The 15048-nt window shown below is 43.2% G+C and carries 15 protein-coding genes; 13 read left to right on the top strand and 2 right to left on the bottom strand.

Annotation, left to right across the window (positions count from 1 at the left end; all coding sequences use genetic code 11):
* Window positions 1–170: 170 nt before the first annotated feature.
* From TY10_RS08295 to TY10_RS08285, 3 genes are read left to right on the top strand one after another with little or no spacing between them, the layout of a single operon-like run.
* The gene (locus tag TY10_RS08295; protein WP_042162482.1) at window positions 171–1745 is read left to right on the top strand and encodes a spore germination protein; all 1575 of its coding nucleotides are present in this window, start codon (window positions 171–173) and stop codon (window positions 1743–1745) included.
* A 41-nt stretch (window positions 1746–1786) separates the two neighbouring features.
* Window positions 1787–2893: a GerAB/ArcD/ProY family transporter gene (locus tag TY10_RS08290; protein WP_042162481.1), complete on the top strand. Its 1107-nt coding sequence runs from the start codon at window positions 1787–1789 to the stop codon at window positions 2891–2893.
* Window positions 2880–4046, top strand: coding sequence for a Ger(x)C family spore germination protein (locus TY10_RS08285; RefSeq protein ID WP_081735164.1), 1167 nt, complete (start codon window positions 2880–2882; stop codon window positions 4044–4046). The genes TY10_RS08290 and TY10_RS08285 overlap by 14 nt, the downstream gene beginning before the upstream one ends.
* Window positions 4047–4181: 135 nt before the next feature.
* On the opposite strand, the gene TY10_RS08280 is transcribed toward TY10_RS08285, so the two are convergent.
* Window positions 4182–4862 carry an SDR family NAD(P)-dependent oxidoreductase gene (locus TY10_RS08280; protein WP_042162477.1) on the bottom strand — a complete coding sequence of 227 codons (681 nt, stop codon included), beginning with the start codon at window positions 4860–4862 and terminating at the stop codon, window positions 4182–4184.
* Window positions 4863–5015: 153 nt separating this feature from the next.
* Here TY10_RS08280 and TY10_RS08275 point away from each other — a divergent pair, with 153 nt between their 5' ends.
* The 4 genes from TY10_RS08275 to TY10_RS08260 all read left to right on the top strand — a co-directional run bounded on the left by TY10_RS08275 (window position 5016) and on the right by TY10_RS08260 (window position 9417).
* Window positions 5016–5597 carry a TetR/AcrR family transcriptional regulator gene (locus tag TY10_RS08275; RefSeq protein WP_042162475.1) on the top strand — a complete coding sequence of 194 codons (582 nt, stop codon included), beginning with the start codon at window positions 5016–5018 and terminating at the stop codon, window positions 5595–5597.
* Window positions 5598–5887: 290 nt separating this feature from the next.
* Window positions 5888–7216 carry a spore germination protein gene (locus TY10_RS08270; RefSeq protein WP_042162473.1) on the top strand — a complete coding sequence of 443 codons (1329 nt, stop codon included), beginning with the start codon at window positions 5888–5890 and terminating at the stop codon, window positions 7214–7216.
* Window positions 7213–8310, top strand: coding sequence for a GerAB/ArcD/ProY family transporter (locus TY10_RS08265; protein ID WP_042162471.1), 1098 nt, complete (start codon window positions 7213–7215; stop codon window positions 8308–8310). The genes TY10_RS08270 and TY10_RS08265 overlap by 4 nt, the downstream gene beginning before the upstream one ends.
* Window positions 8311–8316: 6 nt before the next feature.
* The gene (locus tag TY10_RS08260) at window positions 8317–9417 is read left to right on the top strand and encodes a Ger(x)C family spore germination protein (RefSeq protein ID WP_042162469.1); all 1101 of its coding nucleotides are present in this window, start codon (window positions 8317–8319) and stop codon (window positions 9415–9417) included.
* Window positions 9418–9453: 36 nt separating this feature from the next.
* Here TY10_RS08260 and TY10_RS08255 read toward each other — a convergent pair whose 3' ends face one another.
* Window positions 9454–10323 (bottom strand): LysR family transcriptional regulator, encoded by an 870-nt coding sequence (locus TY10_RS08255; protein WP_042162466.1) that lies wholly within the window; start codon window positions 10321–10323, stop codon window positions 9454–9456.
* A gap of 110 nt (window positions 10324–10433) precedes the next feature.
* On the opposite strand from TY10_RS08255, the gene TY10_RS08250 reads away from it, so the two are divergent.
* The 6 genes from TY10_RS08250 to TY10_RS08235 all read left to right on the top strand — a co-directional run bounded on the left by TY10_RS08250 (window position 10434) and on the right by TY10_RS08235 (window position 14980).
* The gene (locus TY10_RS08250; protein WP_052350437.1) at window positions 10434–11633 is read left to right on the top strand and encodes a YbfB/YjiJ family MFS transporter; all 1200 of its coding nucleotides are present in this window, start codon (window positions 10434–10436) and stop codon (window positions 11631–11633) included.
* 2 nt (window positions 11634–11635) lie between these two features.
* Window positions 11636–12715, top strand: coding sequence for an NAD(P)H-dependent flavin oxidoreductase (locus TY10_RS08245; protein ID WP_042162464.1), 1080 nt, complete (start codon window positions 11636–11638; stop codon window positions 12713–12715).
* Window positions 12716–12883: 168 nt separating this feature from the next.
* Complete coding sequence (locus tag TY10_RS32495) at window positions 12884–13039, top strand: NAD-dependent epimerase/dehydratase family protein (protein WP_155985772.1); 156 nt, start codon at window positions 12884–12886, stop codon at window positions 13037–13039.
* Window positions 13040–13506: 467 nt separating this feature from the next.
* Window positions 13507–13656: a hypothetical protein gene (locus tag TY10_RS30735; protein ID WP_162160588.1), complete on the top strand. Its 150-nt coding sequence runs from the start codon at window positions 13507–13509 to the stop codon at window positions 13654–13656.
* Window positions 13635–14108 (top strand): Imm26 family immunity protein, encoded by a 474-nt coding sequence (locus TY10_RS08240; RefSeq protein WP_042162462.1) that lies wholly within the window; start codon window positions 13635–13637, stop codon window positions 14106–14108. The genes TY10_RS30735 and TY10_RS08240 overlap by 22 nt, the downstream gene beginning before the upstream one ends.
* Before the next feature lie 140 nt (window positions 14109–14248).
* Window positions 14249–14980: a helix-turn-helix transcriptional regulator gene (locus tag TY10_RS08235; RefSeq protein ID WP_042162460.1), complete on the top strand. Its 732-nt coding sequence runs from the start codon at window positions 14249–14251 to the stop codon at window positions 14978–14980.
* The last annotated feature ends 68 nt before the right edge of the window (window positions 14981–15048 follow it).

The following is a 15048-nucleotide window of genomic DNA, read 5'->3' as shown; positions in this document are numbered from 1 at the left end:
GCTGTCTGAAGGCTTCATATTCATCCGGTTAAGGTCGCGCCATCGCGGCCTTTTTTTATTTGCAATGATTCTGCATGAAGAATGGAATTCCATAAATGGGTTATGCTAACAAAATAAATTTGGGAATGTGCTTTGCGTTATTTTGCTGAGCTAACAGGGGGAGGGGGCTTATGGCTAATAAGTTTAAATGGACGCGGACACAGGAGAAAGAAAACATCCATATGAACGACGTTTTGCCAGAGCAGAAACTAACTCCCTCACTGTGCCAAAATGAAACGTATTTGAAAGAAATTTTTCGTAACTGCTCGGATGTCGTATATCGTCCTCTCTATGTCGAAGGCAGAATGTATGCACTGGTGATTTATGTGAATGGCTTGATTGACACAAAGGGACTAGAGGAAATGCTCCTCAAGCCTCTGCTTACGGCAGGGCATAATCCAGAAGTCGACAAGCCTTCCTACTTTAAAGAGTTAATTGCTCAGCAAGCGCTCGCAATCAAGCAAACAGCACTGGTAAGCGATGTCTCACTTGTCGTACAGGGGATTCTCAATGGACAAATCGCTCTGCTTACCGAGGGAGAAACAGAAGCTCTGCTTGGCAACATGAGTGATTATGAGAAACGTTCGATTGGAGAACCAGGTACGGAATCAGTCGTTCGAGGTCCAAGAGAGGGCTTCACGGAATCGATTTTTACGAATAAGGCGCTAATACGGCGCAGAATGCGCAGCTCGAAGCTCAAGTTCGAAATGACCACAGTAGGGGAGATGTCACAAACCCAGATATCCATTGCTTATATTGAGGGGATTGTCAAACCGGGTATATTGCAGGAGGTACGCAAAAGAATCCATCGCATAAATACCGATGCCATACTAGATTCGGGCTATATTGAGGAATTTATCGAGGATACACCGCACTCTCCGTTTCCTCTAGTACAGAACACGGAACGTCCCGATGTTGTTCTGGCCAGCCTGCTGGAAGGCCGAGTTGCTATTTTGGTGGACGGCACGCCTTTTGTACTCATCGTTCCGATGACGATCTGGACTGCTATCCATGCAGCTGAAGATTACTATGAACATTTCATTTACACGAGCGGGATTCGACTGCTTCGCTTTTTGCTGCTGAGCGTTTCGTTTCTCCTTCCGTCTCTTTATGTAGCGACTTCAACCTTTCACCCTCAGCTTATTCCAGAGGCACTGCTGCTAACAATTGCGGCCGCCAGAGAAAATGTTCCTTTTCCGACTGTAGTCGAGACGCTCTTGATGGAAGTTATTTTCGAAGCATTGCGGGAAGCCGGAATACGGCTGCCGAAGCCGGTTGGCTCTGCAGTAAGCATGGTTGGGGGACTGGTGCTTGGAGAATCAGCAGTACGTGCAGGGATCGTATCCGCGCCTACTGTAATCGTGGTTGCTTTTACCGGAATTGCCTCGTTCTCTTTGCCCCGGTACAATCTAGGCTTAGCATTTCGGCTGTTACGTTTTCCGCTTTTATTGCTGGCGGGCAGTCTAGGTATTTACGGAGTGGGTTTTGGAGTGATTGCACTCATTATCCATTTAGTCAATCTCAGCTCGTTTGGGATTCCTTACTTAGCACCTGTTGCACCTAACTTATCCAGCAATATGAAAGATATTTTCATTCGAATGCCTCGTTGGACGATGAATAAAAGGCCTGGTTTTCTAGTTGATGAGAACATAATCCGAACACCAGCAGGGCAAGATCCCGCCAAAAACAAAAAGAGTCAAAAATAACGCAAGGTGTCAATGACGTCAGAGTGAGGAGACCATTAGCGATGCAAATATCTGGAAAACAGTTGTTTTGGCTCGTCTTCAGTATTGAGATCGTGCTGACCATGCTGTATGCGGTATCTGCCGCAGCGATAGAAGCTAACCAAGATGCATGGATTTCCATGCTGCTTGCCGGACTAATGGGGTTAGGAATTGTATTCCTCATTGTCAGGTTGAGCATGAGATATCCTCAGCAAACATTTGTACAATACAGTCAGACTATTTTGGGCAAATGGGCGGGCAAAATCGTTATCATTCCTTATTTTGTTATGTGGGTTTATTTGAATAGTATGGTGCTGCGTAATTCAGCTGATTTTGTCTACTTAACTTTGTTTACGAAAACACCGTTGTACGTCATTATGGTTACGCTGCTTATCCTTGTCATCTATGTGATTGCCGCGGGAGGACTGGCTGGAATTGCTCGCTGCGGGGAGCTGATGGGGCCGATCATTTTAGTCGTTATTTTGGGTACGTGTCTGCTCAGCAGCAACCATTTGGATTGGCATCATTTGACGCCTGTATTCATAGATAGCGGATGGAAGCACATCATGAAGGGATCGATTTCTGGCGTTGCATTCTATGGTGACATTATTATGTTCACGATGATTTTTGCCTTTATGTCTAATTCGAAGCAAGCATTATCGATAACGATGTGGGGAATGGCTCTTACAGCTGTGCTAGTTGTGGTAGCTTCTATGATGGTTATTATGACATTTGGACCTATTTTACCTGCACGTATGTGGGCGCCTTTTTTTGGGATGACCCGTTTTATATCTGTACTTGGATTTATCCAGAATGTTGATATTCTGTTCGTTATTATTTGGCTGTTCTCCGCCTTTATCAAATTATCGTTATTTCTATTTATAGCCGTGTATGGCACTGCCCAATGGCTCAACATTAAAAACTGGAGAATGTTAATTTGGCTGATGGCGCCAATTACTCTAGTGCTTGCGCTTCTGCCCCAAAACGCGACGGCACCAATAAAAGAATATGTCCAGCAAATGTGGATTCCGTATGTTATACCAATCAATGTTATAGGTATTCCGCTGTTGTTATGGATCGTATCCGTTATGCGCGGCCAGAGCATACAGAGAAAGGATGAGTCAAATTAAATTGGGCTGGCGTTGGATGACTCTTATTATTCTAGTATTACTCATTACGGGATGCTGGGATCGCAGGGAGCTGAACAATCAAGCGCTTATTTTTGCTTGGGGAATGGACTTGAAGGATGATGGGAGTTATTTGGCATCCGCACAATTTCCTATACCGCGAGAATTAGGGGATAGTGAAACTGCGGCTGGGAAATCTTCATTCACCATTACGGGAAGCGGGAATAGTGTCTATGAGGCAGCTAAAGATCTTCAAACGAAAGTATCCCGGGCCTGGTTTGCCGGTCATCGGCGTGTCATCCTTATTGGCGACAAACTAGCGAAAAAAGGGCTGTCCAACATTATTGATGAATACAGCCGCAATCCCATTGTTCGCCTGCGTACGGATATCCTTATTGTTAAGGGAAGTACGGCTGCGGAGCTATTATCCTTATCGTATCCATTGGAGCAGGTGCCAGCCAACGCTTTCTTTAGAATTCATGAGGCAGCAGGTACAACTCCTGACTTAACTTTACTGAAGTTCTTAATGGCGAATGCAAGTGAGGAAAGCTGTCCGGTTCTGCCCGTTATTACCGCGCAATTTGATTCAAATTCGAAGTTGAAACTGTGGGGAACGGCAGTTTTTAATAAAGAAACTAAGCTGGTCAACTACTTGACCTTGAAGAAAGGCATGATTGTGCAATGGGTCAAAGGAGAGCTTGACGGTGCAATTCGCACTGTGAAAATTCCTTCTGAAGAGGGGAATATCGTGGTGGAAATCAATCATTTATCAACCAAAATTCAAACCTCAGCGGATGAGAATGATAATATTCGTATTCGAGTTGTTCTTGGCGCTAAAGGCGTTCTGAGAGAGAACAACACACATCTGGATTTATTCCAGACGAAAAATATCACAATGGTGAAGGAATACATGAATAATCAAACCTCAACTGAGGTTAAGCGTGTAATAAAAGAAATACAAGCGCATGGAACTGATATTCTCGGATTTGGAGTAGCCGTGCACCGTCAGCATCCCCAGCAGTGGAAGGAATTGAAGAAGGAGTGGCCGCAGCATTTTCAACAAGCGAAGGTAGAAGTGGTGGTGAAAATCAACTTGGAGGAGTCAGGAATGACAGGACCTTCAATAGGTCAAAAGAAAAGTGAAATCCGATCTTAGTCTAGCGGCGGGCTGTTACCGGTCTTAAATGGTGACAGACCGCCGTTTTTTTTCAAGGCCCAGTCATGTACAAAAATTTACAGGCGGAGTGCGTTCAGTGAATTTTACGGGGCAAGCAACCGCTGGAAGAGAGGGTCAAATCCCCATTTGAGTCGGATTAAAGCCAGATGGAAATACTTCTTCTAAGCGGTCTTGCTGCTCATACATATTGTACCAAGTCTCCGCGATGAGATCAGGATCTCCGGCTGTTCCGGATTTTATCAGAGTCCCGATGGAGAGATGTCCGACATAGATGCTTTTCTCTTTCAATTGATTGTGCAGGTTTGTGGCATAATTACGAATGCCGGACATGATAATGCCAGCATTTCCCGCAAGCGGTAAAGGGAACATAGCGGATATACCGGTTGTAAATAATAGGGCTCCAGAACCGTTGTTAATCATCTCAGGCAGTACCTCATTGACTGACAGAACGGCAGGCAGCAAATAGCTGTTTATTTGTTCTAATACACTCGCGGGAGTGGTCTCTAATACAGATGTGAATTTATCCCAGCCCCCATAAGGACTAAATTCCAGCACATCGATCGTGCCATATTGTTGTTTAACCGCTTGAATTGCTTGTCTAAGAGCAGCCAAGTCTGTGACATCCGCAATAAAAGATTGCGCTTCAATATTCAGTTCTTTAAGTTCATTTACGATAGCGGTTAATTTTTCAGGGTTGCGGGCAATGGCTGCTACTCTAAAGCCGTTTTCTCCGAATTTTTTAGCTATAGATAAACCCAACCCAGGACCTGCTCCAATAATGGCTATAGTTTTCATTTTGATTAGCTCCTCATCTGTGATAAATTAAAGTAACATGCGTTGCTTTAGTAACAATTTACGATTAATCGAGTGCTACAGCAACCAACAATCCCTTAAGGAATGTTGTTATAGCAACAATAACAATAAATTGTCGCGTGTAAGGAGGGCAAGATGGGGACAAAAGTAATGAATATAAGAATGACAAATACGAAGCAGTCATTAATTAATGCATTTATCCATTTAGTTTCAAAAAAGGACTTTGAAAAAATAACGATAGCGGATATTACAAAGACAGCCCAAGTGAATAGAGCGACCTTTTATGCCCATTTTAATGACAAATTTGATTTATTGGACTTTATAATGGGGGATTCCGCCTCAGTCGCAATCGTAAACCGTACAAAAGGTGAAGTGAAATTTGATCAAGAGAGCATTTATCAGCTTGTAATAGCCTTATGCGATTTCTATGAACAGCCAGACATTCAGTGTCGAAGCAGCTATATTGGTCTCGTCGTACCGCAATTGAAGGAAAAAGCGATAAATGAATTGCAGACGTATTTGTCCAAAAGTCTTAGCCGCATCTGCACAGATGAAGAGATGAATATTTATGTGCCTATTTTTGCGCAAATGATCCATGAAGGCGCATTGCAATGGGCAACCGGGAGCAGCAATATGGATAAAACAGAAATCGGCAGAAGGGTGGCATCCTTGGTGTTTGGCGGATTTCAAGGAAACGAGCCTGTAGAATCGATTTGATTCTACAGGCTCGTTTCCTTATACGGGGCAGGTTATTGCCTCTTTGACAGCCGGTACAGCTTTAACGCTAAACCGTTTTGATGGCAGCGTCGTCGTGTTGAATCCAACGATTGCTGGCAATCCGATTATTAATGCTTTAATTGTTAGGATAAAAATAGAATAATCATTCAATCATATAAATGATGGCTGTCGATCACAGATGAACAGCTTTTTTGTGTCTGGAATAAACCATATGATTACATAATTGATAAGTGGATTGGGCAATCTTTCTAGGACAGGAGTGGTAAATCATGAAGCCAAAGCTGCTCGAACAAATTCAAGCCAGGCTATATTATACAGAGGACTTGATTATTCGCGAATTTGATCTATATGGAAAGAAAGCTGTATTAGTCTATATAGAGACATTATGTGATAAGCAGAAGCTAGAGATCAGTTTGTTTAAACAATGGTTTCGTACACAATCAGAAGATTATGATGACCTGTCAATCAATGAACTGATTACTTCTGCAGATGTATTTCCCTGTACCGATCCCGAGGAAGCTGTTAATGCGATATTACAAGGAAAAGCATTGGTGCATTGTGAAGAAATATGGTATTCCTTAAACGCTGAACAGTCCAATAACCGTTCTATTCAAGAGCCCGAGAATGAAAGCTCGATTATTGGGGAGCGATCCGGCTTTATTGAACATATGAATGTCAACATTAATCTCATTCGAAACCGGGCATCATCCCCTCAATTTAAAGTACGCTATTTGACAGTTGGTAATTATTCGAATCACAAAATAGCAATACTCTGGCAGGATGGGGTAGCAGATTCGCGGATCGTGAATGAGGTTACTCGACGTTTGAAAGGACTTAAGACCGGAATGGAAATACATCCCGGCCGTCTGCAAAAGGAGTTATTAAAAGAGGAGAAGAGATCTTTATTCCCCCAAGTATTTGGTACAGAGCGAATTGATACGGCAACAAATTTGATCATGCAGGGACGTATTGCCGTATTATGTGAGCAGAGCTCTACTTGCCTTATCGTTCCTGTTTCGTTCTATACCTTCCTCCGCACGATTGATTCGATGCTCATGGAGGATAAGGGTGCACTTGTCTTACAAACATTGAGAGCAATAGGTTTAATGCTCAGCTTGTACATATGCAGCTTGTATATTGCCATTGTCAGCTTCCATCATGAAGTGCTCCCGTCACAAATGGCGATCAGTATTAAAGGCTCCTTAGAAAATGTCCCTTATTCACCAATTGTAGAAGCAATTCTGATGATCATTATCTTTCAGTTAATTGCGGAAACGACGATCCGGCTGCCTTCTCAAGTTGCCCAAATGGTAGGCGTAGCCGGAGGCATAATTATAAGCGAAGCTCTCGTCAAAATCGGCTTTGTCTCCAATATTTATATTGTCATTGTAGCATTATCAGTGGTTGGCTCCTTTATTATTCCAACCTATCAAATGCGGATTTTGACGCTAATTCTGCAGATACTATTTGTTTTTGCTGCTTGGATTGTAGGATTCTATGGCATTACACTCCTTACCGCTGCTTGCCTGGTGCATTTCTTTTCACTGGAGCCATTTGGTGTTCCCTATTATTCACCCATAAGGAGTAAGGCCAAATGAAATCAAAACAGGGATTGTTTCAGCTTTATTGCGTTGTTATGCAAGCGCAATTTGGTTCGGCAATCATTTCAATTGCGAATGCGGTGGGCAAAAAGTCAGGTCCCGGCGGGTGGGTAGCGTGTTTATTAGGCGGTGCTATTAATAGCCTTTACATTTATATGTTATGGAAACTTATGGTGTCAGCCGGAGATCGCAATGTGTTTCAATTCTTAATGCAGCGTTTGGGGGGATTTGGCGGCCGGGTAATTCTGACGCTGAGCATCGCGCTATATTCGTTAATTTTGTACATCATTTTGACGGGTTGGTTATATACAACGGAATTATGGGCTTACCCGCGAACGCCTGAGTGGTTTTTAATGCTTACACTCTTTGGAGTCTGTATGTATCTCGCTCTTCAGCCATTTCGGGTATATGCCCGTTTTGCGGTATTTTGCACCTTATTTATGCCCTCCTTTATCTTGTTGTCTGGGTATATGCTTAAGGATTGGAATCCGTATCATCTGCTGCCTGTTTTTGAAGCGGGACCATTATCTATTTTGGACGGGGCATTCGTTGCATTATGGGGACTAGCCGGTGCTGAAATTATGCTGCTGCTGCCTGGTTATTATTCTTACGCAGACAGAGTAAAGGTTCTTCGAACGGCTATGTATGCTAGTTGGACCACGACGTTTTTTTATGCGTTTTGTGTATTCTCCTCGATGGCATTATTCGGGAAAGATATGATTGTATTTATTCGAGAGCCACTTTTATATCAGATGAAGGCTATCTCCTTAAATATAATTGAACGATTTGACCTGATTGTTCTTTCGCTCTGGATTCTGTTTATTCTAACGTCTTTTTATTCGTATTTCATGCTTATTGTTTCATCGATTTCGGCCATGCTTAGAAAACAGCAGGAGACTCCAAAATCCATTACGTATGTCTGTGGTATTGTTCTATTCGCCATTTGCCTCTATCAGTTAACAGCTGAACAACTGGATCAATTGCAAGCACTAACCAATCGATATGCTTCTCTTATTTCCTTTGGCCTAATTGCATGTATGCTGCTGCTTGTATGGCTGACGGGACTGAAGGACAAGCTTGGGGGGAAATAGGTCATCATGAGAACAAAACGGCGGGTTATTGTGATGTTAACGCTGACTTTGCTGTTAAACGGCTGCTGGGACCAAAGACAGCTTAAAAACGTCCGGATGGTGCAAACGGTTGGTGTTGATTTATTGGGGGAGCATAAGGTGCGATTGTCAGTGTCTATTCCAACCATCAAGACAGCAATCGAAAATCAGGGCAATGTGGTTACGCCAAAAGTAAACGGAATAGGACATTCTGTACAGGAAGCAAGCTTACAGCTTCAGAAAATGGTGTCTCAGCACATGGATCTAAGGGAGACAAGGGTTCTGCTTGTCAACAAAGCTTTTGCCGAAAAAAGTCTGTATGAAACGCTGGACTACTTTTATCGAGAAGCTCAGTTTCCAATTAGCATCCTTATCGCCATTACGGATGGTCAGGCACAAGATGTAATTGAATTGGATGTAGAAGACCGCTCGCTTATCAGCCAGTACTTATATGATTTGCTTGAAAGCAACAAGGAAGAAGGGATCATACCAGAAGAATCGCCTTTCTTAATTTCATCAATCATGATGACCCCCGGATTTGACAATGTACTTCCTGTAATCGCAGCACTGCAGCAGAAGGAGCGGGCGAAAATAAACGGCTTGGCCTTATTTCACGGCAAGCAAATGACTGGAAAGCTCGATATGAATCATGCCCGTACCTTTGTAATGCTGACTAGACATATGTCTTATGGGACGATGACGGAACAGATTGGTCCTGAGCAAAGCTATTTGACATTCACGTATAAACGTGCAAAGCAAAAAGTAAAGCTTACAATAAAGGAGCAGATTACGGCAGATATTTTCATTACACTCAATTGCTTTTTAGTCGATAATCCTACAGGCACCACATTAGACAAGGCCATGATTGCCGATTTTTCCCGCAGTTTGGAAAAGGTTCTGACTGCCCGTGCAGAAGAAACGATTCGCCAGCTTCAGCAAGCCAATTGCGACGGGCTTGGAATCGGGCTTCAAATGAAGGCATTGCATCAGAAAACATGGAAGACACTGGACTGGAATAAAGAATACCCGCAGATCAACATCAAGCCTCATATTCAAGTTAACATTAAAAATCATGGGTTGCTAAATTAAGCTGTTCTGCTGTGGAGGTCGCGTCTATCGCGATCATTATATAAATCTTTTCTGTGCGATCCTTACTAGCTCAGACACCGCAGGAGTAGAGTAGGAGTCTTTGCGGCGAATGAATAAAGTCGCCGTTGTGAAATGCTTTTCTGAAAGTTTTAGAATATGAAGATCATAGTGCCCAATCGCTCTCTCAACAACCGAACGAGGCAACAGCGAGATGCCAAGCCCCGCATGAATACATCCAAGAATCCCATCAACCGTCCCAAACTCCATAATTTTGGAAGGTCTTAATCCTTTGCTATTTAACCAATCCTCATATCTTTGACGATAGGAGCAGCCCATTCTAAAAACAAGCAGAGTTTGATGCTGCAGCTCTTCCATCCGCTCAATTGCTGCATGTTGCCCTCCTGCTACGAGTACAAGCTCTTCATAACCGATGGTTGTTGCTTCTAACTCTTCATGCTCAATCGGTCCGGCTACGAATGCGCCGTCCAATTCAAACTTCAGTACTAATTTCACTAATTCATCCGTAGTGCCCGTTTTCAATGTCAAATCAACCTCAGGGTAGGATTGATGATAATCGGCGAGAATATTCGGCAGACGAATGGCAGCTGTCGTTTCTAGACATCCGATTCGAAGCGGTCCTTGAGGCGTTGATTTGTCCGATACAGCTTGCACTGCCTCTTGCGTGAGAGATAAAATCTTCTCTACATAAGATTTGAGGATTTGTCCCGATGTCGTAAGCTGAACGCCTTGGCGCTGCCTGATGAATAACACGGTATGAAGTTCATTTTCAAGCTGCTGAATTCGTATGCTTATACTCGACTGAACGTATTCCAATTTCTCAGCAGCTCGAGTAATACTGCCTTCATTTGCCACTGCTAAAAAGATGTGCATATCGCGGATTTCCATGGACATTCTCCATTTCAGACATTTATATTTTCAATGTTAAACATCGTTTAACTTCATTTTACACAATATAAGGCTGGCAGTACAATTGAACCTGAAAGGAGGGATTTGAATTGTCTCGTTCAGCTATTCAAGGGAGAAGTTCTGCAAAAATCTTAATTAGCGGATTTGTAATGCTAACGATTGCAATGGGTATCGGCCGTTTTTCATATACCTCGATACTTCCAATCATGCAGTCTCAAGCTCATTTGTCCGTAACAGAAGCCGGCTATTTGGCAGCTATTAATAACTTAGGTTACTTAGTGGCAGCTTTTGGAGCGGGTTTCCTTACGTTTGGAGCTCGAAGATCTGCTCTTTTGCGTATTCATTTGGTTTTATGTATGTTAACAACAGGATTGATGGGAATTACCACTTCATTCTCTTGGTGGATGATACTGCGTTTCGTCTCAGGAGTGAGCAGCGGTTCTATATTTGTCCTTGCATCGGGTTTTGTTCTAGATGCGCTCATCTCTGACAAGCGTGAAAAAAGGATCGGTATTTTTTACGGCGGGGTTGGATTCGGTATTGCATTATCCGGGTTACTCATTCCAATGTTCAGCCTTCACTCATGGAGGGGAGCATGGATTGGGCTTATGATTGTTAGTATCATTCTTGCCTCCGTTATATGGAGATATATTCAGGAGCCGCGAAAGCAGCCTGTATCCCAAAATGTAAGCAGTAATTACGCCAAAAAAGACTCCAATTTATTTGTTTTTTTGCTTATTGTATACGGCCTTGAAGGGCTGGGTTATATTGTTAGTGCTACGTTTTTAGTTGCTTATGTCAAACAAGTGCCGCATATGGCGTTTTTTTCTGATTATAGCTGGATTATCGTTGGAATTGCAGCGGTGCCTTCATCTATTTTCTGGTCTTGGTGCATGGGGAAGATCGGCTATGTGAAGCCATTGATCGCTGCGCTTCTTTTACAAGCTATAGGGGTTATATTGCCTGTAGTACTGCCTAATATCTTCGGTATAGCGCTGGGTTCCATTCTGTTTGGCGGGACCTTTATGGGCATTTCTATGCTTGCGATTACAGCGGCTCGTACACTCAAACCAGCGAGCGGCAATCAAGCCATCTCGTTAATGACTGGATTCTTTGGAACCGGACAAATTATTGGGCCCTTAGGGGCAGGATTTGTTTTAGATGCAACAAAGAGCTACAGTGTTTCCTTGGCTCTTGCTGCCTTGGTGCTTATAACTGCTGTAGTTGTTATGATATTGGGAAGTGTTATGTCAGGTGGTAAAAGTCTAATCGTAAAGGAGACTCTATAAACATGTTCGAGAATGATTTCACACGCCGATTAAAAATTCAATTTCCGATCATCCAAGCTCCTATGGCCGGTGGTCCAACGACACCTGAACTTGTAGCTGAGGTATCTAATGCAGGAGGGCTAGGCAGTCTTGGTGCAGCCTATTTGACGCCGGAGAAACTAAGGAGCACCATTCAAGAGGTCAGACAACTTACGGAACAGCCCTTTGGCGTTAATTTGTTCGTGCCAGAGGAAGCAGCTGAATCTCAGGCAATCATTAAAGAAATGACGTCCCATTTGAATAAGTATCGCGTGGAGCTGGGAGTTAAGGAAAACCCGCCGATTGATAGCACACCAGAGTCTTTCGAACAGCAGATACAAGTATTGCTCGAAGAGAGGGTTCCGGTCGTTAGCTTCACATTCGGCATTCCTCCAAAAGATGTGATCGAGGTACTGAAAAGTCAGGGAATAATGGTGATCGGAACGGCTACTACTGTCGAAGAGGCCAAGCTTTTAGAGCTTGCAGGGGTAGAAGCAATTGTCGCGCAAGGAAGCGAAGCTGGAGGGCATCGAGGAACATTTCTGAAAAGTAATACAGATTCTTTAGTAGGAACGATAGCTCTAGTTCCACAAATTGTGGATCAAGTATCCATTCCTGTCATTGCATCTGGCGGAATTATGGATGGAAGAGGTCTTGTAGCCAGTCTTTCATTAGGAGCAGCTGCCGTACAAATGGGTACTGCATTTCTAGCGAGTATGGAGAGCGGGGCCCACAACGTATATAAAAAAGCCATTCTTACAGCAAATGAAGACTCCACTGTAGTTACCCGTGCATATTCAGGCAAACCGGCTCGCGGCATTAAGACTACATTTATTGAAGAAATAGATCAGTATGCTGGAACAATTCCTGCGTTTCCCATTCAGAATGCGATGACACGAGATATTCGCCAGGCAGCAGCTAAAACAAATAATCCGGAGTATATGTCATTATGGGCGGGACAGGGGCTTCGACTAGCAACGGATCATCCTGCTGCTGCAATTATTCAACAGACAATGTCTCAAGCGCAGGTGCTGGTGGAGAGCAGGTTCCAGACTAAGGATTGATACAGTTTTGACCAAACCATTCCTCGGAATGGTTTTTTTATAGAAATTTATTTCTGGGTTGGAGAGCCTTTTACACTGAATAACATTACTTTGACTTAAACCCAGCTTTAAGCTGTATCGTATCCGTATTGTGTATTTCTAATGGCATGGAAAGGAGATATGTAAAAGATGGACCGAAACGATAAGATTGTTATTATAGGAGTAACAGGCTACATCGGCACTTGGATTGCGAAACAGTTAACAGATATGGGTTATAGCCGGATTATCGGAACATACCGAATGAAGAGAAAGAGCAACAGCTTCAAATTTTGCTGCCCAATTTGAACTTATACAAAGCGAACCTCGAGGAGCAAGCCAACTGACAAGAAGTATTAAGTGAGGCGAAGTGGGTTTTTAATCAGGGGAGCGCGTATACATCAAACAATACGATGTTTATAGAGAAGGGCCGGACGAAAGAAAAAGGAATCCGCATGCTCTTGCAATTAGCTATTGAATCGGGCACTGTGGAGAAGATCGTGCATACAATCGCAGAGTCAACCATTGCTTACGCCAATGAAGCCCGGTTCAGTCCACATCGTATTATCAGGATATGGTGTCTCGTATGTTCAACCGGGTCGTGTACAAAACCAGCTATCCTGAAGCATGTGCGTATGAGTATAAGGATCCAAACATCACGGTCATGGAAGCCATAGTGAAAATGCTAAAAGATAAAACCAATGCTAACATGTAAATGGAACCAGCATCTCTTTATCCGCTAATATGAAGAACACTGGATTAGGAATAGAACGGCAATGAACCAATATGGTGGGTTGCAAAAAAATGGAGGAAGCTTACAAAATAAAAGAAATCAAATTAGTGAAACGAAGTGGATACAAAATGGTATCGACCCACCTAAAAAAAGCGGTAAAGGAGACTCACGATGGCAGGTAAAAAAAAAGTGAAGGTGCGCATTGGAGATGTGTTCGCAATAAAAATAGAACAGGATAAATATAGTTATGGTCAAGTGATTGCTGAGGGAAGGATATCTGATTGTATGGTTATATTCGATGTAGTATCAAAAGAACATCTACCGGTCATTGATATCACATCGAAACCAATTGTTTTTTTAATTCAGACTGTGAATTCTAGAATTGAAGACGGTATTTGGGAGGTGATTGGGAATGCACCATTACCACATATTAACTTTCCGGTCTATAAAGTAGAAACTGAGGACGGTTATATGTTGGTAGACCATAGTGGGGATATTATTAATGAAAACCCTCGAGATTCTGAGATTGAAGGAGTCATTGAGTTGGAATCTTGGTCTCCCGTTAGTCTAGAGAAAGTAGTCACGGCTAGGTTCATTACTGGAGAATGGGATTCCTATTATGACGATTTAATCTATCTGAAATAGTTCAAATACTTTTAACCTTGATGGCTTCGTGCCTGTCAAGGTTTCTTCTTTTGGTAAGACTAAGCCGGATACTTACAGTGTATCTTGCGCTTTCTAGCTGGTATGATAGATTTAACAAAACGAAGAGAGGGCGACAGAGAGTGGACACGTTCAACGACATCGTAGCAGAGAAGCGTACATATTCGGCGACGCAGGTGACGCATTCCCATCATCATGCTCATTTAATTATGCCGTTGCGCGGAGAGCTTACGATAGTAACAGGAGCCAGTCATCACCGGGTGAACGAGCAAACTTTGCTATATGTATCGCCAAACTACGAGCATTGTTTCTATGCGACTACCAGAAACGAGTTTTTGGTTCTTGATATCCCAAGCGGCATGTTATCCGCAAGCGAACTGCTGGGAAACAGCGCGGGCTGTAAAGCACATGCCTTGAATAATCAGTGGAAAAGCATCCGGTACTTGCTTCTGCATGAGATGGAGCAGCAGCATTATTCCCGTTCGGCTCTCCGAGATCTCTTTCCTTATATTTCACGCTGCCTGCAGCAGGAGAAGCGAGGCCTGCCAAGGTCAATTCAGTACATTCATGAGCATTATGACCAGCCGATTTCAGTACAGATGCTCGCTGAACTTGAGAATTATAATCGTACGTATTATTCGAATTGGTTTATGAAGGAAACGGGTAAAACGCCTTCCGCCTATATCCAGGAAGTGCGATTGAACGAAGCGAAGAAGCTGCTGCTGAGTAATGATATGTCCTTGCTCCATATTGCCATGCAAGTGGGGCTGGAGCATCAGTCTTCCCTGACAAGGCTATTCACCAAGCATGAGCAATTGACGCCTAGCCAATACCGTCAGCAGTATAGAGAATAGCTCCAACATCAGACAATTGGCTAAAAAAACCTGATAACGAGTCAAATCCCCTTAGTATCCAACCATTA

The organism is Paenibacillus gorillae, from assembly GCF_000513275.1.
Lineage (GTDB): Bacteria > Bacillota > Bacilli > Paenibacillales > Paenibacillaceae > Pristimantibacillus > Pristimantibacillus gorillae.
This window is presented reverse-complemented; position numbering and strand designations above follow the sequence as displayed.

Excerpts from the sequence above, each read along its gene's own strand:
- TY10_RS08295 (WP_042162482.1), top strand. The coding sequence starts at position 171 with ATGGCTAATAAGTTTAAATGGACGCGGACACAGGAGAAAGAAAACATC.
- TY10_RS08290 (WP_042162481.1), top strand. The coding sequence starts at position 1,787 with ATGCAAATATCTGGAAAACAGTTGTTTTGGCTCGTCTTCAGTATTGAG.
- TY10_RS08285 (WP_081735164.1), top strand. The coding sequence starts at position 2,880 with ATGAGTCAAATTAAATTGGGCTGGCGTTGGATGACTCTTATTATTCTA.
- TY10_RS08280 (WP_042162477.1), bottom strand. The coding sequence starts at position 4,862 with ATGAAAACTATAGCCATTATTGGAGCAGGTCCTGGGTTGGGTTTATCT.
- TY10_RS08275 (WP_042162475.1), top strand. The coding sequence starts at position 5,016 with ATGGGGACAAAAGTAATGAATATAAGAATGACAAATACGAAGCAGTCA.
- TY10_RS08270 (WP_042162473.1), top strand. The coding sequence starts at position 5,888 with ATGAAGCCAAAGCTGCTCGAACAAATTCAAGCCAGGCTATATTATACA.
- TY10_RS08265 (WP_042162471.1), top strand. The coding sequence starts at position 7,213 with ATGAAATCAAAACAGGGATTGTTTCAGCTTTATTGCGTTGTTATGCAA.
- TY10_RS08260 (WP_042162469.1), top strand. The coding sequence starts at position 8,317 with ATGAGAACAAAACGGCGGGTTATTGTGATGTTAACGCTGACTTTGCTG.
- TY10_RS08255 (WP_042162466.1), bottom strand. The coding sequence starts at position 10,323 with ATGGAAATCCGCGATATGCACATCTTTTTAGCAGTGGCAAATGAAGGC.
- TY10_RS08245 (WP_042162464.1), top strand. The coding sequence starts at position 11,636 with ATGTTCGAGAATGATTTCACACGCCGATTAAAAATTCAATTTCCGATC.
- TY10_RS32495 (WP_155985772.1), top strand. The coding sequence starts at position 12,884 with ATGGACCGAAACGATAAGATTGTTATTATAGGAGTAACAGGCTACATC.
- TY10_RS30735 (WP_162160588.1), top strand. The coding sequence starts at position 13,507 with ATGAACCAATATGGTGGGTTGCAAAAAAATGGAGGAAGCTTACAAAAT.
- TY10_RS08240 (WP_042162462.1), top strand. The coding sequence starts at position 13,635 with ATGGCAGGTAAAAAAAAAGTGAAGGTGCGCATTGGAGATGTGTTCGCA.